Consider the following 22,262-nt stretch of genomic DNA (forward strand, 5'->3'; position numbering starts at 1 on the left):
GCTCCACACCGTGCGCGCGGCACTGGGCCGGCGCGCCAGGAAGACAGCGGAACTCAGCAGGGACTCACGGCAGCAGACCGGGCGCCAGCAGCGCCAGGCAGGCGTCCAGATGCGCCGCCACCGAACCGTCGGGCAGCGGCGCCGCCAGGCCGAGCGCCATCTGCCGCAGCGGTTCGGCCACTGCCATGGCCAGGATCAGCGTCGCCATGTCCGCCGGATCGCCGTTGCGCAGCAGGCCGCGCCGCTGCTGGCGCGCCAACCACTCCGCGAGCAAGCCGCGGCCACGCCCGATGCCGTTGGCCTGGTAGCTGTCCAGCAATTGCGGCTTGCCGGGAAATTCGGTGGTCAACAGGCGGAACAGCTTGACCGCCGACGCGGACAGCACCCGCTCGCAGATCGACTGCAGGATCCCGCGCAGCAGCGGCAGCAGTTCGTCGCGATGGCCGGCGTCGCGCTGCATCAATGGCGCGAAGCCATCGCTCCACTCGCGCACCGCCAGCCCGACCAGCGCCTCGCGGTTGGCGGCATGGCGATAGACCGTCTTCTTGGCCACGCCGGCCTGCGCCGCGACGGCTTCCATCGTGGTGGCCTCGTACCCCTGTTCGAGCAGCAGTTGCATTGCGTGGCGTAGCAGCGCCTGGCGGACCTCGGCCGGCGGTCGCGCAGGCCGGCCGCGTGGGCGCTTCTCGGGAACGGAGGTCTCTGTCATGGCAAGCGAAGGTGATGGCATCGGACGCATGGTAGCGCACCCGGATATTTGAGAAACGGATAACGTTTCTATATTATCCCTCCCCTCTTCCGCAGGAGTTCCACTGATGACCATTCCCCTCAAGGCTTCGCCCTGGTTGGACCACGACGCGCTGCTCGACCCGGCGCCGCTCCACCTGGAAACAGGCATCCAGCGCCGCGACGACGGCACCTTGCTGGTGGCCGTGCGCACCGACCTGCACGGCTGCAAGGGGCGCATGCTCGACTGGTGGTTCACGTTCTTCGAGACCACCCAACACATCAAGTGGTGGCACCCGGTCGACCATGTCGCGCACCACGGCTGGGACGGCCTCTGGCGCAAGGGCGAGAGCTATCACGGCGCCAGCATCAGCGCGGTGGAATCGCTGGCGGACATCCCGCCGGTGGCCGCCAGGCTGAAGTTCCACGATCCGCGCGAGATCTTCGATCGCCAGCGGCTGGAGCAGGCGCAGACCGAACACCGCGTGGCGGCGATCATCGCCGCCCGGGTAGGCTTCGGCGACCATGTGCAATGCGACGCCGACGGCGATCCCATCGACGGCGAAATGCTCCACGTCGCCCGCGACACGCCGTTCGGCTGCGTGCTGCGCAGCCGCTTCGTGCTCGGGCGCGCCAGCGACGATCCACACCGCGACGCCAGCGACGCGGTCGGCCTGGGCCTGCTGCGCCACTGCTACACCGAGTTCACCTTCCTCGCGCGGTTCCTGCCGTCGCTGTACTACGGCGAACACGCCAACGGGGAAACCGTACCGCTGCCCTGGTGACGTGGTATGCGCTGCCGCGCAACGGCTCGCCGATAGCGAGCGTGGCGTTGCGGGATGCCGGACTCCATCCGGACTGGCCATGGCGTCGTTTCGCCGCGCCGCGTCGCTGCGCGCCTCGACGGTGGCATGCCTCGTCGCCGGCGAGCCGGAGAACGCACTGTCTCGCCGGCGCGGCGAACTGGAGGGCATCCACGGCTTTGAGCCGCGCGCTGGCGCCCCCATGAAGAAGCGACGGACGCGCCGCGTCCGCTCCCCCCTCTTCAGACTTCTTCCATGACCTCGTCCGATATCTCCTTGTTTTCCCCGTTGCGCCTGGGCGCGATCGAACTGGCCAACCGCATCGTGATGGCGCCGCTGACCCGCAACCGCGCCGAAGGCGAAGGCCGCATCCCCTCGCCGCTGGCCGCCGAGTACTACGGCCAGCGCGCCGGCGCCGGGCTGATCGTGGCCGAGGCCACCCAGATCAGCCCGATGGGCCAGGGCTACATGGACACGCCCGGGATCTACAGCGAGGCGCAGGTCGCCGCGTGGAAGCCGGTCACCGCCGAGGTGCACCGTCGCGGCGGCAAGATCGTGCTGCAGTTGTGGCACGTGGGCCGCATCTCCCACGTCAGCCTGCTGCCGGACGGCGCCGCGCCGGTGGCGCCGAGCGCGCTGCGCGCCGAGGCCAAGACCTACACCGCCGAAGGCTTCAGCGACGTCTCCGCGCCGCGCGCGCTGCGCCTGGACGAGATTCCCGGCCTGATCGCGGACTACCGCAACGCCGCCCGCAACGCCATCGCTGCGGGCTTCGACGGCGTCGAGGTGCATGCGGCCAATGGGTACCTGATCGACCAGTTCCTGCGCGACGGCAGCAACCACCGCGATGACGCCTACGGCGGCAGCATCGAGAACCGCACCCGCTTGCTGTTCGAAGTGGTGCAGGCGGTGGCGCAGGAAATCGGCGCCGAACGCACCGGCGTGCGGCTGTCGCCGGTGACCCCGGTCAACGATGCGCGCGACAGCGACCCGCAGCCGCTGTTCGAGCGCGCGGTCGAGCGCCTGGATGCGCTGGGCCTGGCCTTCGTGCACGTGATCGAAGGCACCACCGGCGGCCCGCGCGACGGCATCGCCTTCGACTACGCCGCGCTGCGCGCCAGGTTCCGCGGGCCGTGGCTGGTCAACAACGGCTACGACAAGGCCCTGGCCGAGCAGGCCGTCGCCTCCGGCCGCGCCGACGCGGTGGCGTTCGGACGCCCGTTCATCGCCAACCCGGACCTGGTGGAACGGCTGCGCCGCGACGCGCCACTCAACCCGGTGGATGCGGACACGCTCTACGGCGGCGGCGCCAAAGGCTACATCGACTACCCGACGCTGGACTGAGCACCGAGTCGGGCCGCGGCGGCAACGCGAATCGCGTGCCGCCGCCGGCGGGCGTCAGGGCGTCCCCGCCTGCGGCGGTGCGCCCGCGGTCAGATGCGCCTGCAGGAAGCCGGCCACGCCGCTCCACAGCGCGGCACGGTGATCGACATCGGCGAAACCGTGGCCCTCGCCGGCGAAGCTCAGCCCCACCGGCGGATTGCCGGCCATGTCCAGCATCCGCAGCATGCGCCGGGTGTGTTCGTAGTCCACGCGCCGGTCTTCCAGTCCGTGCGCCAGCATCACCGGCACCTTGATCGCGTCGTAGCGGTACAGCGGCGAGGTGTTGGTCATCCGTTCCTGTTGCGTGTTCGGATCGCCGAGCCAGCGCTCCAGGTCGGCGCGGCCTTTCGCATAGCTGCCCGCATCGCTGGCGGTATAGAACAGGATCCGGTCGGCGACCCCGGCGATCGACACCGCGCAGCGGAAGCGATCGGGCCAGCGCATCGCCATCACCAGCGCCGAATAGCCGCCGTAGCTGGCACCCAGCACGCACATGCGCTGCGCATCCAGCGGATAGCGCGCCAGCGCCTGCTCGATCGCCGCGTCGATGTCGTCCTCGATCAGCGTGCCGAACCCGTCGCGCCCGGCTTCGCGGAACGCGCGGCCATAGCCGTCGGAGCCGCGGAAATTGACCCGCAGCACCGCGTAGCCGAGCGAGGCCAGGAACTGCGTGTCCGGATCGAAGCCCAGCGCGTCGGCCACGCCGATCGGGCCGCCATGCGGGTACACCACCAGCGGCTTGCGCCCGCTGCCGGGCGGCAGGGTCAGGAACGCGTCCAGCGCCAGCCCGTCGCGACCCTTGAACTTGATCACCTCGCTGGGCGCGAACGCCGTGCGCTGCAGCCACGGCATGTCCTCGCCGATCGACACCGCGGCGCGCTTGTCCAAATCCAGGTGAAACAGCTGCGGCGGGCGGTCGGCGGCATCGGCCCACAGGACCATCTGCCGTCCGTCCGCGTTGCGCGCGGCGATCTGCACGTTGCGCCCTGGCAGCGCGGCGCTCAGCGCACGGTTGAGGCGTTCGTCGGCGCTCTCGAAATAGTGGCTGACCAGGCGCCCGCTCTCATAGTAGGTCACCCCGATCGGCGCGCGCCGCGGGCCCTGGATCAGGTCGACGACGTCGACCCCGGGCTGGCTGAACAGCGTGCGCACGATCTTGCGCGCGGCGACGTCGTAGGCCACCAGGTCGCGCTGGCCGCGCCCCTCGTCGGTCACCGCGTAGATCTCGCCCGCATCGAAGGACAGGCCCACCGGCTCGAAATCGCGCAGGTCGCTGAGCGTCATCACGTCGCGGTAGGTCGCCCCCAGGCCGTCGCGGTACATCAGCACGTAGTCGTCGTCGCGCCGCACCACCGCCAGGCGCAGCCGCCCGTTGCCGTCGGTCAGCCAGCCCACGTCGCGCTCCAGGCCGATGTTCAACCGCTCCTGGTAGCGCGGCCGCCAGCGGTCGATCGCCGCCTGGCTGGACACGTCCATCAGCTGCACGGCGTTGTCGCCGTTGCGCAGCGTGGTGGCGTACAGCACCGTGTCCGGCGTCTGCGGCAAGGCGGCCACGATGTAGCCGCCGTTGGGCAGGTTCAGCGGCATCCACTTGCGCGTGCCGTCGGCGGCGGTTTCCACGCGCATGCCGCGCACCACGTCCGGGCCGTTGGGCACGCGCACGCTGAACAGCAGCGTGTCGTTGCCGGCCCACAACAACTGCTTGATCGGCTCGACGCTGGTGGCCAGCAGGCGCTGCTCGTTGCTGGGCAGATCCAGCAGTTCGATCCGCCATTCGTCCTTGCGCTCGTGCAGTTGCAGCGCCAGCAGGTCGCCGCGCGGATTCAGCCGCAGCGCATTGATCAGACCGTCGCGGAACAGCGTGGCCGGCGCGATCGGCAACGCGCTCGCCGGCGGCGGCGCACGCAATGCCACCTTGGCGGCCGGCGTGGCGCCTGGGTGCTGCGCCAGCGCCTTGCGGTAGAACTGCGGGAACGGATCGGGATAGTGTCCCGAATAGGCCAGTTCGTAGCCGGACCACAACGCCGGATGGGTCTGCTGCAGCCAGTCCATCGCTGCCAGCGAACGGTTGACCATGCCCATGTCGGCACGGAACAACGACTCCGGACGGAACAGCAGGTCGCCCGGATAGGTGATGCGCCCGGCCTGGATGCGGAAACGGAACTCGTCGCTGTCGCGCAGGTTGTAGGCGAACTGCGGTACCAGCACCACCTTGCGCCAGGCGTAGTCGCCGACCGGCGCGATGTACAGCCGGTAGCTGATGCCCGGCTTGAGCCTGGACATGGTGCCGGCGCCGAAGAGCTTGCCGTCCTTGTTCAACTCCACGCCTTGGAGGTCGACAGCGGTGTCCACCGCGACCAGCACCAGGCCCTCGTCGGCCGCCAGCTGCGGCGTCTGCCCGGGTTTGACTTCCTGCATCCGCGCCCATGCCGGCAGCGCCAGCAGGCACAGCAACAACAACCCTGCCAGCCGGCGCCCCACGCGACCGCCGGCCGCGAGACCCTGCTTCTCCATGCGTCCCCCTGCTCCTGGTTGGGCGGCGCCCCCCGGCGCCCGTCCGCATCATAGCCGCGGCCGCCGCCGCCCGCAGCCCGGCACGCGCCAGGACCTAAAGGGTCAGCCGCTCGCCGAGAAAATCGATGAACACACGCAGTTTCGGCAGCATGTGCCGGCCCGACGGCCACAGCAGGTGGAAGGTGCCGATGGAATCGACGTGTTCGTCGAGGACCGTGCGCAAGCTGCCGGCCTCCAGTTCCGCGCGCACCGAGTGCTCGGGGAGGAAGGCGATGCCGCAGCCGCGCAGCGCCAGGCTCAGCCGCGTTTCGATGTTGTTGCAGACCATCGACACCGGCAGTTGCAGGCCGGCCGCCGCCGCGCCCAGCGGCCAGGCCTCCAGCCGCCCGCTGCTGCGGAAGCGGTAGTGCAGGCACTGGTGCGCGGCTAGGTCCGCCGGTTGCTGCGGCGTGCCGTAGCGCCGCAGGTAGCCCGGCGCGGCGACCAGGCAGCGCCGGAAGCTGCCCAGTCGCCGCGAGGCCAGCCGCGAATCGTTCGGCTCGGCGACGCGCAGCACCGCGTCGAAGCCTTCCTCGATCACGTCCACCAGGCGGTCGTCGAAATCCAGGTCCAGCTGGACCTGCGGATAGGCGCACATGAAATCGGCCAGCGCCGGCAGCAGCACGGTGTTGTTCATCGGCAGGCTGATCCGCAGCCGCCCTTTCGGCGTCCCGGCCAGGCTGCTCAATTCGCCGCGCGCCGCCTCGGCCTCGGCGAGGATGCGCCGGCAACGCACCAGGAACAGCTGGCCCTCGGCGGTCAGGGTCTGGCTGCGGGTGCTGCGATGGAACAGGCGCACCCCCAGCGACTGCTCCAGCCGCGCCACGCTCTTGGCCATCGCCGATGCCGACAGGCCCTGCGCCCGGCCGGCCTCGGCGAAGCCGCCGCTCTCCACCACCTGTACGAAGCCGCGCAGGCTGCCCAGACTGTCCATCGCATCGCCACCATTGCGGACATTGGCGTCCTCATAGCCAGGAACTCTACCCGTCTTTTTCCGCAATCGGCATGCAGCCATGCTGCGCCTTCCCCTCCACGAGTGCGCCAATGCCCATGTCCCCCTCCTCCTCCGAGCCCGCCGCGGCACTTTCGCCGCGACAGGCCGCGCCGCTCGATGCCGCGATCGATGCCGCGCTGCGCGAGCAGCGGCTGGTCGGCGCCGTGGTCCTGGTCGCGCACCGCGGCGCATGCCTCTATCGCCGCGCCGCCGGCTGGGCCGACCGCGAGGCGCAGCGGCCGATGCGCGAGGACACCCCGTTCCGCCTGGCCTCGGTCAGCAAGCTGGTGGTCGCGACGGCGGCGCTGGCGCTGGTGGCGCAGGGCCGGCTGGCGCTGGATGCGCCGATCGCGCGCTGGCTGCCGTGGTTCCGCCCCGCCCTGCCCGACGGCCGGGCGCCGGACATCAGCCTGCGCCAGCTGCTCAGCCACAGCGCCGGGCTCGGCTACCGCTTCCTGGAGCCGGCGGACGGCGCGCATGCGCGCGCCGGCGTCTCCGACGGCATGGACAACAGCGGCCTGAGCCTGGAGGACAACCTGCGCCGCCTCGCCCAGGTGCCGCTGCAGTACGCGCCCGGCACCGGCTGGGGCTATTCGCTGGCGATCGACGTGGCCGGCGCGGTGCTGCAGGCGGCCGGCGGGCAACCGCTGCCGGCGTTGGTGCGCGAGCTGGTCACCGCGCCGCTGGGGATGCACGCCACCGCCTTCCATGCCGAGGACGCCGCCAGCCTGGCCGTGCCCTACGTCAATGGCGACCCGGCGCCGCACCGGCTGGGCGAAGGCGAGGTGGCCGCGCCGTTCGCCGACGCTGCCGGCATCGTGTTCCATCCCTCGCGTGCGCTGGACCGCACCGCGTTCGCCTCCGCCGGCGCCGGCATGGTCGGCAACGCCGGCGACGTGCTGCGCCTGCTGGAAGCGCTGCGCGGCGGCGGCACGCCACTGCTGCCGGCCGCGCTGGTAGCCGAGATGGGCCGCGCGCAGGCCGGCGACTTCGGCCCGCCGGACGGGCCGGGCTGGGGCTACGGCCTGGGCTTTGCGGTGCTGCGCGATCCGGCGCCGACCGCGACCCCGGAGGCGCCGGGCACCTGGCGCTGGGGCGGCGCCTACGGGCACAACTGGTTCGTCGATCCGGCGCGGCAGCTGAGCGTGGTGGCGCTGACCAACACCCTGTACGAAGGCATGTCCGGCGCGTTCGTGGTCGACCTGCGCGACGCGGTCTACGCCAGCCTGCGCGAGGTGGCGGCATGAGCGGCGATTGCCTGGCGCCCTGCCCGGCCGCGTGCGCCGCGCCCGCGCCCACCGCGGCGCGGCGCCTGCCCTGGAGCGGATTGCTGGCGCTGGCCTGCGCCGGCTTCGTCACCATCCTCACCGAAGCGCTGCCGGCCGGCCTGTTGCCGGCGATGGCGGCAGGACTGGGCGTGGGCGAGGCGTGGATCGGCCAGTTGGTGACGGTCTACGCGCTCGGCTCGCTGCTGGCGGCGATCCCGCTCACCGCCGCCACCCGGCGCCAGCGGCGGCGGCCGTTGCTGCTGCTCGCCATCGCCGGCTTCGCGGTGGCCAACACGGTCACCGCGGTGTCCGCCAGCTATCCGTTGATCCTGGCCGCGCGCCTGCTCGCCGGAGTCAGCGCCGGGCTGCTGTGGGCGCTGCTGGCCGGCTACGCCAGCCGCATGGTGGCGCCGGCGCAGCAGGGCCGCGCGATCGCGGTGGCGATGCTCGGCACGCCGCTGGCGCTGGCGCTGGGCGTGCCCGCCGGCACCCTGCTCGGTCAGCTGTGGGGTTGGCGCTGGACGTTCGGCGCGATGTCGCTGCTGAGCCTGGGCCTGCTCGTCTGGGCGCGCGCGGCGCTGCCCGATTTCGCCGGCCAGGCGGCGACCTCCGCGCTGCCGCTGCGCCGCGTGCTGGGCCTGCGCGGCGTGGCCCAGGTGCTGGCGGTGATGCTGCTGTTCGTGCTCGCGCACAACCTGCTCTACACCTATGTGGCGCCGCTGCTGGCGCTGTCGAGCGCGGCGGCGGCGCTGGACCGCTACCTGCTGCTGTTCGGCGTGGCCTCGCTGCTGGGCATCGTCGTGGTCGGGGTGTGGATCGACCGCTGGATGCGGCCGCTGCTGCTGGCCAGCATCGGCCTGTTCGCGCTCGCCGCGCTGGCGATGGCGCTGTGGCCGCGTTCGCCGCCGCTGCTGGCGGTGGCGCTGGCGCTGTGGGGCGTGGCGTTCGGCGGCTGCGCCACGCTGTTCCAGACCGCGATCGCGCGCCGCGCCGGCGACGCCGCCGACCTGGCGCAGTCGCTGGTGGTCACCGGCTGGAACCTGGCGATCGCCGGCGGCGGCGTGCTCGGCGGCGCGCTGCTGCAGCACGCCGGCGCCGGCGCGTTGTCCTGGGTGGCGCTGGCGCTGCTGGTGCTGGCATGGGCGTTCGCGCAGCGTCGGCACGGCTGGGCGAACGCCGGCGAGTGAACGCGATCGCCACGAGCGGCGATTCGTGCCGTGGCGCCGAGCGCTTGCTGGACCACGGCCCCGGGCCTAGCGCTACGCCATGCGGCGCGTCAGCGCGGCGCGCCGCGAACGCGACGCGCCAGCGCCGACGCCGCGGCGGCTAGGCCTTGCGCAGGAAGCAGGTCTTCAGCACCAGGCCCTTGATCTTGTCCGAGTGGCCTTCGATGTGTTCGGCATCGTCCTCGACCAGGCGGATGCCGCGGATCACCGTGCCCTGCTTGAGCGGGATCGACGAACCCTTGACCTTCAGGTCCTTGATCACCACCACCGTGTCGCCGGCCTGCAGCACGTTGCCGTTGCTGTCGCGCACCACCGTCGCGGCGACGGCGGCAGTGTCCGCCGCGGCCGGCCATTCGTAGCCGCAATCGGCGCAGGTCCACATCGCCCCGTCGACGTAGGTGTTGAGCAGGGTGCATTGCGGACAGGCGGGTGCGGCGGACATGGCGTTCCTTGATACGGCGACGACGGGAGGGCGGCTATTGTAGCCGCCCGCTCCGCGCCGCCTCGCCTGCGACCCGGGCCGCTCCCGCACAGGAATCCGCATGTCCGCCGCTTCCGGCTCCCGCCTTGCGATCTATGCCGCGCTCGCCGGCAACCTGGCCATCGCCATCGCCAAGTTCGTCGCCGCCGCGCTGTCCGGTAGTTCGGCGATGCTCAGCGAAGGCGTGCATTCGCTGGTCGACACCGTCAACGAACTGTTGCTGCTGTACGGGCTGCGCCGCGCCGCGCGGCCCGCCGACGCCAGCCATCCGTTCGGCTACGGGCGCGAACTGTATTTCTGGAGTTTCATCGTCGCCCTGCTGGTGTTCGCGCTCGGCGCCGGGGTCTCGCTGTACCAGGGCATCGCCCATCTGCGCCATCCGGAGCCGGCCAGCAGCCATACGCTCAACTACGTGGTGCTCGGGCTGTCGATGCTGTTCGAAGGCGGTTCGTGGTGGGTCTCGCTGCGCGAGTTCCGCGCGCGCAAGGGCGCCATGGGCTACGTGCAGGCGTTTCGCGAGAGCAAGGATCCGAGCCTGTTCACCGTGCTGCTGGAAGACAGCGCCGCGCTGATCGGCCTGCTCATCGCCCTGCTCGGCCTGCTGGCCGCGCAGTGGCTGCAGATGCCGGAACTGGACGGCGTGGCGTCGATCGGCATCGCCGCGGTGCTGGCCTGCTCGGCGTTCCTGCTGGCGCGCGAGACCAAGGGCCTGCTGATCGGCGAGCCGGCCGCGCGGCCGTTGAGCGATGCGCTGCGCCGCATCGCCGGCGCCGATCCGGACGTGCGTGCGGTCAACGGCGTGCTGAGCGTGCAGATGGGACCGCAGCAGGTGGTCGCCGCGCTCAGCGCCGAATTCGAGGACCAGCGCAGCACTGCGCAGATCGAGGCCTGCATCGAGCGCATCGAGCGTGCCGCGCGCGCCGAACACCCGGAACTGCAATCGCTGTTCGTCAAGCCGCAGACGCCGGCGGCCTGGCAGGCGCGGCGCAATGCGCTGCGCGTGCCGCCGCCAGCCTGAACACGCGCGCGGCGCGCCGACTTGCGATCGGCCGCCGCTTTTCGTTAGGGTAGCCGGGTAGCACCTCTCATCGCGCTGTGACTGTGCCGGCGTATCCCACTTTACCTACTGAATGAGGTTTCCCATGGAGATCGCCAATGGTCTTGTCGCCACCATCCACTACACCCTGACCGACGACGCGGGCGAAGTGATCGACCAGTCCGCGCCGGACAATCCGCTGAGCTATCTGCACGGCGCCGGCAACATCGTGCCCGGCCTGGAAAACGCGCTGACCGGCAAGCGCCCCGGCGAACGCGTGCAGGTCGACGTGATCCCGGCCGAAGGCTACGGCCCGCGCCACGAGCAACTGCAGCAGCAGGTGCCGCGCGGTTCGTTCCCGGACGCGGCCGGGCTGGTGCCCGGCATGCAGTTCCAGGCGCAGACCGACCAGGGCCCGCTGCTGGTCACGGTCACCGAGGTCGGCCCCGAACTGGTCACCATCGACGGCAACCATCCGCTGGCCGGACAGGTGCTGCATTTCGCGGTGGAAGTGGCCGGCGTGCGCGAGGCCACCGAGCAGGAAAAGACCCAGGGCCACGCGGGCGCGGCGCTGTAACCGCCCCTGCCACCGGCTGGATCCGCACGAGGCCCGCCAGCGCGGGCCTCGTGCATTTTGGGACGGCAGCGGCGACTTCATCGCCGATGCGGCGCTGCCGCTGTGGCAGCGCCGGCGCGGCGCCGCCGGCTTGCGCCGCGCTGCGGCTTGCCGCACAGTGCGCGGCCCCCTGCCCGGCCCGCAGCCAGATGAGACTCGGCATCGATTTCGGCACCAGCAATTCCGCCGCCGCCGCGGTCGTCGACGGCCGCGTGGTGCCGATCGCCTTCGGCGACCAGCACCAGTTCCGCACCACGGTGTACTTCCCCGACGTGATGCGCGACCCGGCCGATTTCGAGCTGACCCCGGTGCTGGAGCGGCAGGTGGACGAGCTGATCGAGGCCGGCCGCCGCGATGCGGCCGCCGCCGGCCGCGAGCGCAGCCGCGACGAACTGCGCCGCGACGCGATCCGCGTGGTGCGCCGGCAATGGATGGAAGCGCAGATGCGCGAGCCGCGCAGTTCCGCGGCGCTGCTGCAGAACGCGGTGTACGGCGACGCGGCGCTGGATGCGTATTTCCTCGAAGGCGAAGGCAGCCTGGTGCAGAGCCCGAAATCGATGCTCGGCTACAACCTGCACCCGCGCGCCAGGCAGACCATCACCGGCATCGCCACCCACATCCTCGAACACATCCGCCTGACCGCCTCGCAGCAGCTCGGCCAGCAGGTGCGCAGCGCGCTGCTCGGGCGCCCGGTGCAGTTCCGCAGCTCGATCGGCGAGGCCGGCAACGCGCAGGCGCTGGAGATCCTGCACAGCGCCGCGCTCGCCGCCGGCTTCGACGACATCGCATTCCTGGAAGAACCCGCCGCCGCGGCGATGCACTACCACGCCAACAGCCGCGAGCGCCACGACGCGGTGGTGGTGGACATCGGCGGCGGCACCACCGACATCGCCCACGCCAGCGTCGGCGGCGACGGCGCGCCGGACGTGCACCGCGCCTGGGGCATCGCCCGCGGCGGCACCGACATCGACCTGGCGCTGAGCCTGACCGGCTACATGCCGCTGTTCGGCCGCGGCAGCACGCGCGTGCCGGCGCACCACTACGTCGAGGCGGCGATGGTGCAGGACACCACCCGCCAGCGCGATTTCCGCCAGCACCGCTACGACGAGGTGCCGCGCCCGTACGACACGCGCCTGCAGGCGCTGCAGGACACCGGCAACACCGCGCGCCTGTACCGCGCGGTGGAACGCAGCAAGATCGGCCTCAGCGACAGCGCGCAGCACGAGGAGGCGCTGGACTACATCGAGGCCGGGCTGCAGGTGCGCATCCACGCCGAACAGCTGACCCACGCCGCGCGCAGCTACCTGGACGCGCTCGGCGAACTGCTCGCGCAGGTCCGCAGCGACATCGGCCACGACCCGGCGGCGGTGTTCCTGACCGGCGGCATGTCGCGCGCCGGCTACATCCGGCAGGTGGTCGCCGCCGCGTTCGCGCAGGCGCGGCTGGTGCATGGCGATCCTTCGTTCGGCGTGGTCCAGGGCCTGGCCCTGGCCGCCGCGCAGCGCTGAACGACGCCGCGCGGCGCGGCGCACTGCACGGCCTGGCGCTTCGCACGCGCAGCCCTCACCCACGCTGCGGCCATGGCGCCGAGGCGATCGCGGCATGACCGCGTTTTCATGACCGCGTTTGTAGGAGCGGCTTCAGCCGCGACCGGGCATTCCCGGTAACGCCCGGTCGCGGCTGAAGCCGCTCCTACAAAAAGCAGCGAGCGACCGATCCGCTTGCGCCGATCGCAATGGTGGCCCGCATGCAGGCGTACTAACCGCTAGCGCAGCTGCCGTTCATACGCAAGAGGCGCGACTGGCGTAGTATGCGCGGTCACGCTTCAGCGTCACGTTGCTACACGCGTCTCGTCCGGCCGTTTCTGTCGCCCGACTCGCTCCTCTTCTCGCGCCAGCCTCCGTCCCGCTCCGGGCCGGATCCACCGGGAGCGCCTGTGTCCGGCTACGCCACCCAGATTCAAACGCTCAACCTGGGCGGCCAGGACTATCGCATCCGTTCGCTGCTCGACACCCAGCAGTTCTCCGATCCCGACGCGCTGGCCGAAGACGCCGGCATCTCTTCGGCGCAGTGGAGCCTGTTCGGCAACGTGTGGCCGGCCGGGCGCCTGCTCGCCGAAGCGATGGCGGTGTACGACGTCGCCGGCAAGCGCATTCTGGAGATCGGCTGCGGCCTCGGCCTGGCCAGCCTGGTGCTGCGCCACCGCGGCGCCGACATCGTCGCCAGCGACCGCCACCCGCTGACCGAGGTGTTCCTGGCCTACAACGCCGCGCTCAACGACATGCCCGCCGTGCCGTACCGCCGCCTGGACTGGGACCAGCCCAATCCCGACCTGGGCCGTTTCGACATGATCATCGGCAGCGACGTGCTGTACGAGCACCAGCATCCGACCATGCTCGCCGACCTGCTGGCGCGGCATGCGACGCCGAGCGCGGACGTGCTGATCGCCGATCCTGGCCGCGGCAACAGCGCCGCGCTGACCCGCGCGCTGGCCACGCAGGGCTACACGCTCAGCGAACAGCGCGAACTGCAGCTGAGTCCCGGCGATCTGCCGCCGCACCGCGGCCGCGTGCTGCGCTATCGGCGCGACGCCGCGCCGACCGGCGGCAACGCTTGAGCGCGCAACCCGCAACCCGCGCGCCGGCCGAGAAATCCGTCGCCTGCGATCGCTGCGACGCGATCTGCTGCCGCCTGACCGTGCTGCTGATGCCCGAGGACAAGGTGCCCGAGCACCTCACCGAGCACACCGAGCAGGGCCTGCACGTGATGGCGCGCGACGAGGACGGCTGGTGCGTGGCGGTGGACAGCAAGCGCATGTGCTGCTCGATCTACGAACAGCGCCCGGCGATCTGCCGCAAGTTCACGATGGCCGGCCCGTATTGCCGCGACATCCGCCGCATCCACAACGACCAGTTGGCGCGCGGCATTCCCCTGACGATGTACTGACTCCAGGAGATCCACCATGGCACGTCCCACCAGCAAGACCCCGCCCCCGACCGCCAAGACCGCCCGCAGCGGCGCCGGCGGCGACAAGGCGCAGAAAGGCCTCAGCCGCGAGCGCATCGAGGCCGACATGGCCGCGTTCCGCAAGGCCGGCGGCCGCGTCGAGGTGCTCGGCACCACCCGCGTGCTGAAGAAGGTCGACGAGGCCGAAGCCGGCTGAGTCCGCGCCGCGGGCACCGCCCGCCGCGATGTCGGCGCCGTCTTCACGGCGCCGGCCGATACTCTCACTACTTCCTGCGGCAGACGCACGGCATGCTCCTGCGATCCCTCACCGCCGAACTGGGCCAGCCGGCTTGCGGCCACTGCCGCGACGGCGAACTGCTCGACTTCGGCATCCGCATGGCGTTCCAGCCGATCGTCGATGCCGACGCGCGCGCGATCTACGCCTACGAGGCGCTGGTGCGCGGCGAGGACGGCAGCGGCGCGGCCGCGGTGCTGGCGCGGGTCCGCCCGCAGCAGCTGTACCGCTTCGACCAGACCTGCCGGGTGCAGGCGATCGCCACCGCCGCGCGCCTGGGGCTGCGCACCCGGCTATCGATCAACTTCATTCCCAACGCGGTCTACGAACCGGCGGCCTGCATCCGCCTGACCCTGCTTGCGGCCGAACGCTACGGCGTGCCGTCCGGCGCGCTGATCTTCGAGATGAGCGAGTCCGAACGCATCCGCGACCTGCCCAAGGTGGTGCGGATCCTGCACGACTACGCCCAGCGCGGGTTCCTGACCGCGATCGACGATTTCGGCGCCGGCTACTCCGGACTCACCCTGCTCGCCGAGTTCCAGCCGCACCTGCTCAAGCTGGACATGGCCCTGGTCCGCGGCATCGACGCCAGCGCGGCGCGGCGGAACATCGTCGCCGGCGTCGTCGGCATCGCCGCGGCCCTGGGCTGCAGGGTGCTCGCCGAAGGCGTGGAGACGCCGGCCGAATACCGCACGCTGCGCGCGCTGGGCATCGGCCTGTACCAGGGCTTCCTGTTCGCGATGCCGGCGCTGGAGGCGTTGCCGCAGATCCCCGACGAACGCTGGGACAGCGTGGAACAGGCCGCCTGCTGAGCCCGGTGCGGCAGCCGCGTGCGCGATGAAGCGGCGGCAATGACGGTCGGCTTCGCCGCGCCGGCGCACTTGCCCGGCGCGGCGACGATTGCGACCATCGCGCCTCCCCCGCACGCCGAAACCGCCGATGTCCTCGTTCCACGCCATGCTGCCGCCCTGGGTCCACCGCTGGCTCGATCTGATCGTGCCGGGCGCGCAGGTCGCGCTGATCGTGCTTGCCGCCTGGCTGCTGCGCACGCTGCTGCGGCGGCTGATCCGGCGCCTTGGCGAGCGCTACGCCTTGCCGCCGGAGCTGGTGATGATGGCGCGCCGCGGCAGCGGCTTCGTCATCTACACCGCCGCGCTGCTGTCGATCCTGGACCGGCTCGGCGTGTCCGGCACGGTGCTGTGGACCGCGTTCACCGGTTTCGCCGCCGTCGCCGCAGTGGCGTTCTTCGCGGCCTGGAGCGTGTTGTCCAACATCTTCTGCGCGCTGCTGATCTTCACCACCCGGCCGTTCCGCCTGCACGACCACATCGAACTGCTCGAGAACGGCGAAAAACCCGGGCTCAAGGGCCAGGTGATCGACATCAACCTGATCTACACCACGCTGCACGAGAACCGCGGCGACGAGCGCGACAGCGTGCTGCAGATTCCCAACAGCCTGTTCTTCCAGCGCAGCACGCGGCGCTGGCGCGGCCATCCGGTGCCGCCGGGGCTCGGCTAGGACCGGCGCGCGAGAAGCGCACGCCCTAACAAGACACTGATCGCGCCCACGCTATCGTGCCCGGTCCGTCCGCCGCCACCATGCGGCGCGCGCCCTCCCCTGTCGACAAGGTGCCCCATGGAACAACCCGTCCATCCGTTTGCCGAGCTGTTCGCCCAGTTGGGCCTGCCCGCGTCCGAAACCGAGATCCGCCAGTTCATTGCCCGCCATTCGCCGTTGCCGGACACCATGCGGCTGGAAGAGGCGCCGTTCTGGACCCCGGCGCAGGCGCAGCTGCTGCGCGAGGAACGCCTGGACGATGCCGACTGGGCGATGGTGGTCGACCAGCTCAACATCGCCCTGCACTCGCGGCCGGTGCCGCCGGTCAGCAGCGCCGCCAACGACGACTGAGCGCCGGGACGCGCCATCATCCCGGGGTAGGATCGCGCCACGATTGCGCGTGCACTAAGGCACGAGGGAAACGCGTAGGTCCGCGCGTCGTCACAGCGCCGCGCGCGCGCAGGAACGGCCTCGCGCGTCGGGCCGTCAGGCCCGTGCGACGTACCCGGCAACGGTCGTCCCGCCCTAGCGCAGCTGGCTGTCCTTGCTGCCGCGGCGGTTGTAGCCGCTGTGCTCGTGCTGCTCGCGGTCCTGCGCTTCCTGGCAGGCCACGCACAGGCGCACGCCGGGAACCGCCTTGCGTCGCGCCTCGGGAATCGGCGCATCGCAGTCCTCGCACCGGTGCAGGCTCGGGCCCTGCGGCAACTGGCTGCGCGCACGCTTGATCGCATCTTCGACGGTGGCGTCGATCTGGTCCTGCACCGCCCCGTCGTTTGCCCATCCGGTCGCCATCGGCGTCTCCGCTTATTGCCTGTCCTGGATGATGCGGCCGTTGCCGGCCGATGCAATGAAGGACGGCTTCACATTGCCGATGCGTTCAGGGCGCTGGGCCGGGATTCGGGATTCGGGATTCGGGATTCGGGATTGGCAATCGCGCCGCGCGGATGCCGGGAAACGCGTGCTCGCTTTGTGTTTCCGTCGCCACGACCGCAACTCCCGAATCCCCAATCCCGAATCCCGGCCCCACTAGGGGCCCGCCAGAAACGCCTGCAACCGGGGCACCACGAAATCCAGGAACACGCGCACGCGCTGCGGCAGGCGCGGGCCGCCGCGATAGAGCGCGTGGATCTCCTCGGTATCGCCCTCCACCGCCTCGCGCAGCACTTCCACCAGGCGGCCGGCGGCCAGATCGGCGCGCACGTGGTAGTCGCCCAGCCGCGCCAGGCCGATACCGGCCACGGCCATGCGCCGCACCGTTTCGCCGTTGTTGGCGAGCAGCGCGCCCTGCACCGTGCGATCGACGATGCGGCCGCTGTGCGCGAGCGGCCACACCGGCGCGGCGCGGCGGAAGTTGAAGCCCAGACAGCTGTGCCGCGACAGGTCGTCGATGCTGCGCGGCGTGCCGTGGCGCGCCAGATACGCCGGCGCGGCGACGATCTTGCGGCGCGCCACGCCGACCGATCGCGCCATCATGCTCGAATCCTGCAGGGCGCCGACCCGGAACGCGACGTCGGTGCGGTCCAGGTACAGATCGACCATCTCGTCGGACAGCGAAAGATCGACCACGATCTGCGGATGCGCCTGCCAGAACGCGGGCAGCACCGGCTCCAGGCCGAGGATGCCGAACGCCACCGACGCGTTGACCCGCACGCTGCCGCCGGCGCTGGCCGCGCCACGCCCCAGATCGCGCTCCACATCGTCGAGTTCGGCGAGCAGCGACAGGCTGCGCTCGTAGTAGACCTGGCCCTCGGCGGTCAGCGACAGACGCCGCGTCGACCGCTCCAGCAGGCGCACGCCCAGGCGGGTCTCGACCCGGCCGATCAGCTTGCTGACCGTGGACGGGGTCATGCGCAGCAGGCGCGCGGCGGCCGAAAAGCTGCCCGCTTCCACCACCCGCAGGAACACCTGCATTTCGCCAACCCGATTGTCCATTGCACCGACCTGTGAATCCGCTTCACAGATCATATGCGGGCGCGGCCGATTATCAAACGCGCCGCTGCGGCCTATCGTGGCCCGTAGCGAGCGGCGTGACGCGCACTGCCATGGCCGCCAGTGGTCGTCGGGCCGTCCCGACCGCTGCGCGCGGCACCCCGTCGCGTGCGCACCGCCCATCCCGCCCGACTGCGGCCCCGTCGCACTGCTCCCTCTCCCACTCACCGAAGGAAGACCCCATGGATCTGCAACTCGACGGCAAGACCGTCCTCGTCACCGGCGCGACCGCCGGCATCGGCCTGGCCATCGCCCGCACGCTCGCCGCCGAAGGCGCCGAGGTGATCATCTGCGGCCGCAACCAGGCCAACCTGGACGCCGCCGCCGGCACGATCGGCGGCAAGGTGCGCAGCGTGCTGGCCGATCCGGCGACCGCGCAGGGCGCCCAGGCGCTCGTCGCCGCGGTGCCACAGGTCGATGTGCTGGTCAACAACCTGGGCATCTACGAGTCCAAGGAATTCGGCGCGATCAGCGACGCGGACTGGATGCGCTTCTTCGAGATCAACGTGCTCAGCGGCGCGCGCCTGGCCCGGCACTACCTGCCCGGCATGCTGGCGCGCGACTGGGGCCGGATCATCTTCATCTCCAGCGAGAGCGCGGTGCTGGTCCCGCCCAACATGATCCACTACGGCATGACCAAGACCGCGCAGCTGGCGATCTCGCGCGGCCTGGCGGCCACGACCAAGGGCACCCGCGTCACCGTCAACGCGGTGCTGCCCGGCACCACGCGCTCGGCCGGCATCGAGGACTTCATGCGCAGCGTCGCCAGCGATCCGGACATGCCGCCGGCGGACATGGAGCGCGAGTATTTCGCCAAGGAACGCGGCAGCTCGCTGATCCAGCGCATGATCGAACCCGAAGAGGTCGCCAGCCTGGTCGCCTACGTGGCCAGCCCGCTGTCGGCGGCGACCAACGGCGCGGCGCTGCGCGTGGACGGCGGCATCACCCCGACCATCGTGTGAGGCGCGGCGCGCGCAGAGGCAACGGACCGGTCGCGCATCGGCACGGCGTACGCAGGCGCTGGCCGATGCGCTGCGTGCGGTCGTCGCGCACGTGTGTCCACGCGCACCGTGGCCCGCGCTTCGCGCACGCCGCGGTGACGGGCGCGGCGATGCCGCGGCTACCAGATCAGATCGTCCGGCACCTGGAAGCGGCTGTAGTACGCGTCGTCCTCGTCGCCGGCGGCCGGCGCGGCGCGGGTGGTGTCGAGCACGATCGCCGCAGGATCGCGGCTGGCCACTTTCTCCACCACCGCGCGCGGGATCGGCGCATAGCCGGCGTCCAGCCGCGCGATCACCACCGCACCGCTGATCAGCTGCGCGCGCAGCGCCGCATCCACCCGCAAGCGCTGGATCCTGCCGGCATCGGTGAAGTGGTAGTCGATCTCGCCATCGGCCTTGAGCTTGTGGCTGTCGATGAGTTGCCGCGCCTGTACGCGCTGCTCCTGCGCGCGCGCCTGCGCGTTGCGCTCGGCGGCCAGCGCGCGGTCGCGCTCCACCCGCTCCAGCCGCAGCCGCTCGCTCTCCAGCTGCTCGGCGCTGGGCGGCGGCGGCGCCTTGCCGTGGCGCGCCTTGGCCTGCTCGCGCGCGACCTGCGCCACCTGGTTCTTCTTCACCAGGCCGGCCTTGAGCAGCTGTTCCTGCAGGGGATTGCGCATCGGGAAAATCCGGTCGATCCAGGACGTTGGCCGGCATCATACCCGCTGCCGCCGCGGCCCGGCGTGGCCGCGCGAGGGCACCGCGGCGCGCTATCGTAGCGCCATGCAGGCGCTGAAATACCTCCTCGGCTATCCGCCCCACGTGCAGGACCAGGTCCGCGAGCTGATCGCGCGCGATCGCCTGGGCGAGTGGCTGCGCAAGCGCTACGACACGCCCAATCCGGTCCGCACCGACCGCCAGCTGTACGACTACGCGCTGGCGCTGAAGGAACGCCACATGCGCAGCTCCGAGCCGCTGCACAAGGTGGTCTACGACAACCGGCTGCAGGCGGTGAAGCACGCGCTCGGCACCCACACCAGCATCTCGCGCGTGCAGGGCAGCCGGCTCAAGGCCAGCCGCGAGATCCGCATCGCCGGCGTGTTCCGCGACGCGCCGGCGGCGTTCCTGCAGATGATCGTGGCGCACGAACTGGCGCACCTGAAGGAAAGCGCGCACAACAAGCCGTTCTACCAGCTGTGCGCGCACATCGCGCCGGACTACCACCAGCTGGAATTCGACCTGCGCCTGTACCTGACCCAGCTGGAACTCGCCGGCGCCGCCGACGCCTGAGCGCTGCCGCGCCCAGCGCGCATGGCGGGGCGGCGACGGCTGCACGTACACTGCCCTGCCCCGATCGCCGAGTTTTCGATGTCCGCTCCCACCCGCCTCGACAAATACGTGGCCGCCATGCTGCCGTGCTCGCGCAGCGAAGCGCAGCAGTACATCGAGGGCGGCTGGGTCAGCGTGGACGGCGTGGTGGTCGAGGAACCGCAGGCCGCGGTGACCACGCAGCAGGTGACCCTGGCCGCCGACGCGCAACTGGGCGCGGCCGAGCCGGCCACCTTGCTGCTGCACAAGCCGGCCGGGCTGGACCTGGATGCCGCCCTGGCGCTGGCCAGGCCGCACACGCGCAGCGCGCTGGATACGGCGGACGTGCGCGTGCTCAAACGCCACTTCCTGCGCCTGAATGCGCCGCTGCCGCTGGAAGAGGCCGCCAGCGGCCTGCTGGTGCTGAGCCAGGACGGCCGCGTGCTGCGCCGCCTGACCGAGGACGCGACCTCGATCGAACAGGAATTCGTGGTCGAGGTACGCGGCGAACTGCGGCCCTACGGCATGCTGCGGCTCGCGCACGGCCTGATCTATCGCCAGCGCAGCCTGCCGCCGTGCAAGGTGAGCTGGCAGAACGAGGACCGCCTGCGCTTCGCGATCAAGCACGTGCAGCCGGGCCAGTTGCAGTCCATGTGCGCCGACGTCGGGCTGGAAGTGCTCAGCCTGCGGCGCCTGCGCGTGGGCCGCATCCCGCTGGGCAAGCTGGCGCCGGGCGAATGGCGTTATCTGCCGGGCGGCGAGCGTTTTTAGCGGTCACGGTCAGGGTCAGGCGTGATGCGCCAGCGCAGCGCGCGCGCATTCGCGCCGTCCCGCACAACCGAGCCTGGCAGCGCGAGGTCCCCCTGTCTTGCGGCCTATTGCGCGGCTCGCCGACGGCGGCAGACACTCGCCGCGGGCACAAGGGGACCTACATGTTCGCAACGATTCTGGCAGCGGCACTGGCCTTGGCGCCGACCGATGCTGCCGTGGCGCAAGCCGACCTGCAGTTCGCCGCCGCGCGCATCGCCGCCGATCATCCGGGCCTGGCTCCCGGCGTGGATCCGGCGCTGGCCGCGCAGGCGCGGCAGGCGGCGAGCGCGGCGCAGGCCAGGGCCAGGCGCATCGTCGATCGCGCCGGCTACGTCCAGGTCGTGCAGGCCTATGTCGCCTCGTTCGGCGACCCGCATGTCGCGATCGAACTGGCCTCGCCCGACGCCACGAGCGCGAGCGCGACGCAGCCCGCGCCCGCCAGCGCCGCGCAAGGCGCATTCGAACGCCTCACGCCAGCGGCCTGGAAACTGACCCTGCCGACCTTCTATGCCGGCGATCCCGGCTTCGAGACGACGATGAGCGCGATCGCCGCGGCGGCGGACGCATTGCGGCAGCACACGCCCGCCCTGCTGATCGTGGACCTGCGCGGCAACGGCGGTGGCGCCGCGGCGCCCGGCGATGCGGTGCTGGCCGCGATCTGGGGCGAGCAGGCGCTGCCCGCGCTCGATCGCCGCCGCGCCAAGGCCTCGCTGTGGCGGGTCTCCGACGGCGTGATCGACAATCTGCAGACGCGCCGCGCGCGGATCGCGACGCGCTATCCGCAGGAACTGCCCGACTTCGACCGATTGCTGGACGGCCTGCGCGCGGCGCAGCGCCAGGGAGAGGCGCTGTATCGCGATCCGCTGCCGAGCGCCGCCGCCGGCACCCCGCCGCACGGCGGACCGGCGCGCATCGTCGCGATCACCGACGGCGCCTGCATCAGCGCCTGCCTGGATTTCATGGACCGTCTGCTGGAAGGCCCCGGTGTCGAGCAGGTCGGCCAGCCGACCGGCGCCGACACGCTCTACACCGAAGTGGAAAGCGTGCCGCTGCCGAGCGGGCGCGCGACGTTGCTGCTGCCGATGCAGCGCCTGGAGGGGCGCCAGCGCGGCGCGATGCAGGCCTATGCGCCGCGCGTCCGCCTCGCCGACGACGCGGCCGTGAGCGCCTGGCTACACCGGGAAGTCGCCGCGCTGTCGCCCGCGAACGGCGCGCCCTAGCGCCTTGGCGCAATTGCGACCGGCCGATCGGCGATCCGACCGCGTCGAGCGCCTGGCCGCGACAGCGCTAAAGG

Annotated in this window: 23 protein-coding genes and 1 pseudogene; 17 read left to right on the top strand and 7 right to left on the bottom strand. The window is 71.4% G+C overall.

All coding sequences use genetic code 11. The features are described 5' to 3' along the window. Positions 1-64: 64 nt before the first annotated feature. Positions 65-739 (bottom strand): TetR/AcrR family transcriptional regulator, encoded by a 675-nt coding sequence (locus tag OCJ37_RS13495; RefSeq protein ID WP_263113690.1) that lies wholly within the window; start codon positions 737-739, stop codon positions 65-67. Between the two features lie 76 nt (positions 740-815). Here OCJ37_RS13495 and OCJ37_RS13500 point away from each other — a divergent pair, with 76 nt between their 5' ends. Both OCJ37_RS13500 and OCJ37_RS13505 read left to right on the top strand, forming a co-directional pair. Next, positions 816-1,511: a DAPG hydrolase family protein gene (locus OCJ37_RS13500; protein WP_263110043.1), complete on the top strand. Its 696-nt coding sequence runs from the start codon at positions 816-818 to the stop codon at positions 1,509-1,511. A 273-nt stretch (positions 1,512-1,784) separates the two neighbouring features. Beyond that, on the top strand, positions 1,785-2,873 hold the full coding sequence (locus OCJ37_RS13505; RefSeq protein ID WP_263110044.1) for an alkene reductase: 1,089 nt from the start codon (positions 1,785-1,787) through the stop codon (positions 2,871-2,873). A 54-nt stretch (positions 2,874-2,927) separates the two neighbouring features. On the opposite strand, the gene OCJ37_RS13510 is transcribed toward OCJ37_RS13505, so the two are convergent. Both OCJ37_RS13510 and OCJ37_RS13515 read right to left on the bottom strand, forming a co-directional pair. Beyond that, a complete protein-coding gene (locus OCJ37_RS13510) occupies positions 2,928-5,426 on the bottom strand; it encodes an alpha/beta hydrolase family protein (protein ID WP_263110045.1) in 2,499 nt (832 codons plus the stop codon). A gap of 94 nt (positions 5,427-5,520) precedes the next feature. After that, entirely contained in the window at positions 5,521-6,399 is an 879-nt protein-coding gene (locus OCJ37_RS13515) for a LysR family transcriptional regulator (RefSeq protein WP_263110046.1), read from the bottom strand. A 110-nt stretch (positions 6,400-6,509) separates the two neighbouring features. On the opposite strand from OCJ37_RS13515, the gene OCJ37_RS13520 reads away from it, so the two are divergent. Together OCJ37_RS13520 and OCJ37_RS13525 are read left to right on the top strand one after the other, a co-directional pair. Then, positions 6,510-7,706: a serine hydrolase domain-containing protein gene (locus OCJ37_RS13520; RefSeq protein WP_263110047.1), complete on the top strand. Its 1,197-nt coding sequence runs from the start codon at positions 6,510-6,512 to the stop codon at positions 7,704-7,706. Continuing rightward, entirely contained in the window at positions 7,703-8,914 is a 1,212-nt protein-coding gene (locus OCJ37_RS13525; RefSeq protein ID WP_263110048.1) for an MFS transporter, read from the top strand. Before OCJ37_RS13520 ends, OCJ37_RS13525 begins: the two co-directional genes overlap by 4 nt. Before the next feature lie 139 nt (positions 8,915-9,053). On the opposite strand, the gene OCJ37_RS13530 is transcribed toward OCJ37_RS13525, so the two are convergent. Next, positions 9,054-9,395, bottom strand: coding sequence for a zinc ribbon domain-containing protein YjdM (locus tag OCJ37_RS13530; protein ID WP_263110049.1), 342 nt, complete (start codon positions 9,393-9,395; stop codon positions 9,054-9,056). A gap of 115 nt (positions 9,396-9,510) precedes the next feature. Here OCJ37_RS13530 and OCJ37_RS13535 point away from each other — a divergent pair. The 9 genes and pseudogenes from OCJ37_RS13535 to OCJ37_RS13575 all read left to right on the top strand — a co-directional run. Further along, positions 9,511-10,452: pseudogene (locus OCJ37_RS13535) on the top strand (cation diffusion facilitator family transporter); the annotation flags it as partial. A gap of 124 nt (positions 10,453-10,576) precedes the next feature. Next, positions 10,577-11,047 (top strand): FKBP-type peptidyl-prolyl cis-trans isomerase, encoded by a 471-nt coding sequence (locus OCJ37_RS13540; RefSeq protein ID WP_263110052.1) that lies wholly within the window; start codon positions 10,577-10,579, stop codon positions 11,045-11,047. Between the two features lie 188 nt (positions 11,048-11,235). Further along, on the top strand, positions 11,236-12,594 hold the full coding sequence (locus OCJ37_RS13545) for an Hsp70 family protein (protein WP_263110054.1): 1,359 nt from the start codon (positions 11,236-11,238) through the stop codon (positions 12,592-12,594). A gap of 428 nt (positions 12,595-13,022) precedes the next feature. Beyond that, positions 13,023-13,703 carry a class I SAM-dependent methyltransferase gene (locus OCJ37_RS13550; RefSeq protein WP_263110055.1) on the top strand — a complete coding sequence of 227 codons (681 nt, stop codon included), beginning with the start codon at positions 13,023-13,025 and terminating at the stop codon, positions 13,701-13,703. Then, entirely contained in the window at positions 13,700-14,032 is a 333-nt protein-coding gene (locus OCJ37_RS13555) for a YkgJ family cysteine cluster protein (protein WP_263110056.1), read from the top strand. Before OCJ37_RS13550 ends, OCJ37_RS13555 begins: the two co-directional genes overlap by 4 nt. Positions 14,033-14,048: 16 nt before the next feature. After that, entirely contained in the window at positions 14,049-14,249 is a 201-nt protein-coding gene (locus OCJ37_RS13560; protein WP_009583596.1) for a hypothetical protein, read from the top strand. A 92-nt stretch (positions 14,250-14,341) separates the two neighbouring features. Beyond that, on the top strand, positions 14,342-15,139 hold the full coding sequence (locus tag OCJ37_RS13565) for an EAL domain-containing protein (RefSeq protein ID WP_263110059.1): 798 nt from the start codon (positions 14,342-14,344) through the stop codon (positions 15,137-15,139). A gap of 145 nt (positions 15,140-15,284) precedes the next feature. After that, positions 15,285-15,845 (top strand): mechanosensitive ion channel family protein, encoded by a 561-nt coding sequence (locus OCJ37_RS13570; RefSeq protein ID WP_263113691.1) that lies wholly within the window; start codon positions 15,285-15,287, stop codon positions 15,843-15,845. A 117-nt stretch (positions 15,846-15,962) separates the two neighbouring features. Next, positions 15,963-16,235 (top strand): DUF2789 domain-containing protein, encoded by a 273-nt coding sequence (locus tag OCJ37_RS13575; RefSeq protein WP_263110061.1) that lies wholly within the window; start codon positions 15,963-15,965, stop codon positions 16,233-16,235. 174 nt (positions 16,236-16,409) lie between these two features. On the opposite strand, the gene OCJ37_RS13580 is transcribed toward OCJ37_RS13575, so the two are convergent. After that, positions 16,410-16,676 (bottom strand): DksA/TraR family C4-type zinc finger protein, encoded by a 267-nt coding sequence (locus OCJ37_RS13580; RefSeq protein ID WP_263110063.1) that lies wholly within the window; start codon positions 16,674-16,676, stop codon positions 16,410-16,412. A gap of 234 nt (positions 16,677-16,910) precedes the next feature. Next, a complete protein-coding gene (locus OCJ37_RS13585) occupies positions 16,911-17,816 on the bottom strand; it encodes a LysR family transcriptional regulator (protein WP_263110064.1) in 906 nt (301 codons plus the stop codon). A gap of 239 nt (positions 17,817-18,055) precedes the next feature. On the opposite strand from OCJ37_RS13585, the gene OCJ37_RS13590 reads away from it, so the two are divergent. Further along, positions 18,056-18,835, top strand: a complete 780-nt coding sequence (locus OCJ37_RS13590) for an SDR family NAD(P)-dependent oxidoreductase (protein WP_263110066.1) — start codon at positions 18,056-18,058, stop codon at positions 18,833-18,835. A 158-nt stretch (positions 18,836-18,993) separates the two neighbouring features. Here the strand turns inward: OCJ37_RS13590 and OCJ37_RS13595 are convergent, their stop codons facing one another. Continuing rightward, complete coding sequence (locus OCJ37_RS13595) at positions 18,994-19,530, bottom strand: DUF2058 domain-containing protein (protein ID WP_263110068.1); 537 nt, start codon at positions 19,528-19,530, stop codon at positions 18,994-18,996. 103 nt (positions 19,531-19,633) lie between these two features. Here OCJ37_RS13595 and OCJ37_RS13600 point away from each other — a divergent pair, with 103 nt between their 5' ends. From OCJ37_RS13600 to OCJ37_RS13610, 3 genes are all read left to right on the top strand, one after another. Beyond that, the gene (locus OCJ37_RS13600) at positions 19,634-20,140 is read left to right on the top strand and encodes a YgjP-like metallopeptidase domain-containing protein (protein WP_263110070.1); all 507 of its coding nucleotides are present in this window, start codon (positions 19,634-19,636) and stop codon (positions 20,138-20,140) included. Between the two features lie 78 nt (positions 20,141-20,218). Beyond that, the gene (locus tag OCJ37_RS13605) at positions 20,219-20,929 is read left to right on the top strand and encodes an rRNA pseudouridine synthase (RefSeq protein ID WP_263110072.1); all 711 of its coding nucleotides are present in this window, start codon (positions 20,219-20,221) and stop codon (positions 20,927-20,929) included. Continuing rightward, positions 20,896-22,188 carry a S41 family peptidase gene (locus OCJ37_RS13610; protein WP_263110073.1) on the top strand — a complete coding sequence of 431 codons (1,293 nt, stop codon included), beginning with the start codon at positions 20,896-20,898 and terminating at the stop codon, positions 22,186-22,188. The genes OCJ37_RS13605 and OCJ37_RS13610 overlap by 34 nt, the downstream gene beginning before the upstream one ends. Positions 22,189-22,262: the final 74 nt, after the last annotated feature.

The organism is Xanthomonas sp. AM6 (assembly GCF_025665335.1).
Classification (GTDB): Bacteria; Pseudomonadota; Gammaproteobacteria; order Xanthomonadales; family Xanthomonadaceae; genus Xanthomonas_A.

What these genes read in the sequence shown, in the direction of transcription:
- OCJ37_RS13495 (WP_263113690.1), bottom strand. Translation starts at nt 739, where the DNA reads ATGCGTCCGATGCCATCACCTTCGCTTGCCATGACAGAGACCTCCGTT.
- OCJ37_RS13500 (WP_263110043.1), top strand. Translation starts at nt 816, where the DNA reads ATGACCATTCCCCTCAAGGCTTCGCCCTGGTTGGACCACGACGCGCTG.
- OCJ37_RS13505 (WP_263110044.1), top strand. Translation starts at nt 1,785, where the DNA reads ATGACCTCGTCCGATATCTCCTTGTTTTCCCCGTTGCGCCTGGGCGCG.
- OCJ37_RS13510 (WP_263110045.1), bottom strand. Translation starts at nt 5,426, where the DNA reads ATGGAGAAGCAGGGTCTCGCGGCCGGCGGTCGCGTGGGGCGCCGGCTG.
- OCJ37_RS13515 (WP_263110046.1), bottom strand. Translation starts at nt 6,399, where the DNA reads ATGGACAGTCTGGGCAGCCTGCGCGGCTTCGTACAGGTGGTGGAGAGC.
- OCJ37_RS13520 (WP_263110047.1), top strand. Translation starts at nt 6,510, where the DNA reads ATGCCCATGTCCCCCTCCTCCTCCGAGCCCGCCGCGGCACTTTCGCCG.
- OCJ37_RS13525 (WP_263110048.1), top strand. Translation starts at nt 7,703, where the DNA reads ATGAGCGGCGATTGCCTGGCGCCCTGCCCGGCCGCGTGCGCCGCGCCC.
- OCJ37_RS13530 (WP_263110049.1), bottom strand. Translation starts at nt 9,395, where the DNA reads ATGTCCGCCGCACCCGCCTGTCCGCAATGCACCCTGCTCAACACCTAC.
- OCJ37_RS13540 (WP_263110052.1), top strand. Translation starts at nt 10,577, where the DNA reads ATGGAGATCGCCAATGGTCTTGTCGCCACCATCCACTACACCCTGACC.
- OCJ37_RS13545 (WP_263110054.1), top strand. Translation starts at nt 11,236, where the DNA reads ATGAGACTCGGCATCGATTTCGGCACCAGCAATTCCGCCGCCGCCGCG.
- OCJ37_RS13560 (WP_009583596.1), top strand. Translation starts at nt 14,049, where the DNA reads ATGGCACGTCCCACCAGCAAGACCCCGCCCCCGACCGCCAAGACCGCC.
- OCJ37_RS13565 (WP_263110059.1), top strand. Translation starts at nt 14,342, where the DNA reads ATGCTCCTGCGATCCCTCACCGCCGAACTGGGCCAGCCGGCTTGCGGC.
- OCJ37_RS13570 (WP_263113691.1), top strand. Translation starts at nt 15,285, where the DNA reads ATGCTGCCGCCCTGGGTCCACCGCTGGCTCGATCTGATCGTGCCGGGC.
- OCJ37_RS13575 (WP_263110061.1), top strand. Translation starts at nt 15,963, where the DNA reads ATGGAACAACCCGTCCATCCGTTTGCCGAGCTGTTCGCCCAGTTGGGC.
- OCJ37_RS13580 (WP_263110063.1), bottom strand. Translation starts at nt 16,676, where the DNA reads ATGGCGACCGGATGGGCAAACGACGGGGCGGTGCAGGACCAGATCGAC.
- OCJ37_RS13585 (WP_263110064.1), bottom strand. Translation starts at nt 17,816, where the DNA reads ATGGACAATCGGGTTGGCGAAATGCAGGTGTTCCTGCGGGTGGTGGAA.
- OCJ37_RS13590 (WP_263110066.1), top strand. Translation starts at nt 18,056, where the DNA reads ATGGATCTGCAACTCGACGGCAAGACCGTCCTCGTCACCGGCGCGACC.
- OCJ37_RS13595 (WP_263110068.1), bottom strand. Translation starts at nt 19,530, where the DNA reads ATGCGCAATCCCCTGCAGGAACAGCTGCTCAAGGCCGGCCTGGTGAAG.
- OCJ37_RS13600 (WP_263110070.1), top strand. Translation starts at nt 19,634, where the DNA reads ATGCAGGCGCTGAAATACCTCCTCGGCTATCCGCCCCACGTGCAGGAC.
- OCJ37_RS13605 (WP_263110072.1), top strand. Translation starts at nt 20,219, where the DNA reads ATGTCCGCTCCCACCCGCCTCGACAAATACGTGGCCGCCATGCTGCCG.
- OCJ37_RS13610 (WP_263110073.1), top strand. Translation starts at nt 20,896, where the DNA reads ATGGCGTTATCTGCCGGGCGGCGAGCGTTTTTAGCGGTCACGGTCAGG.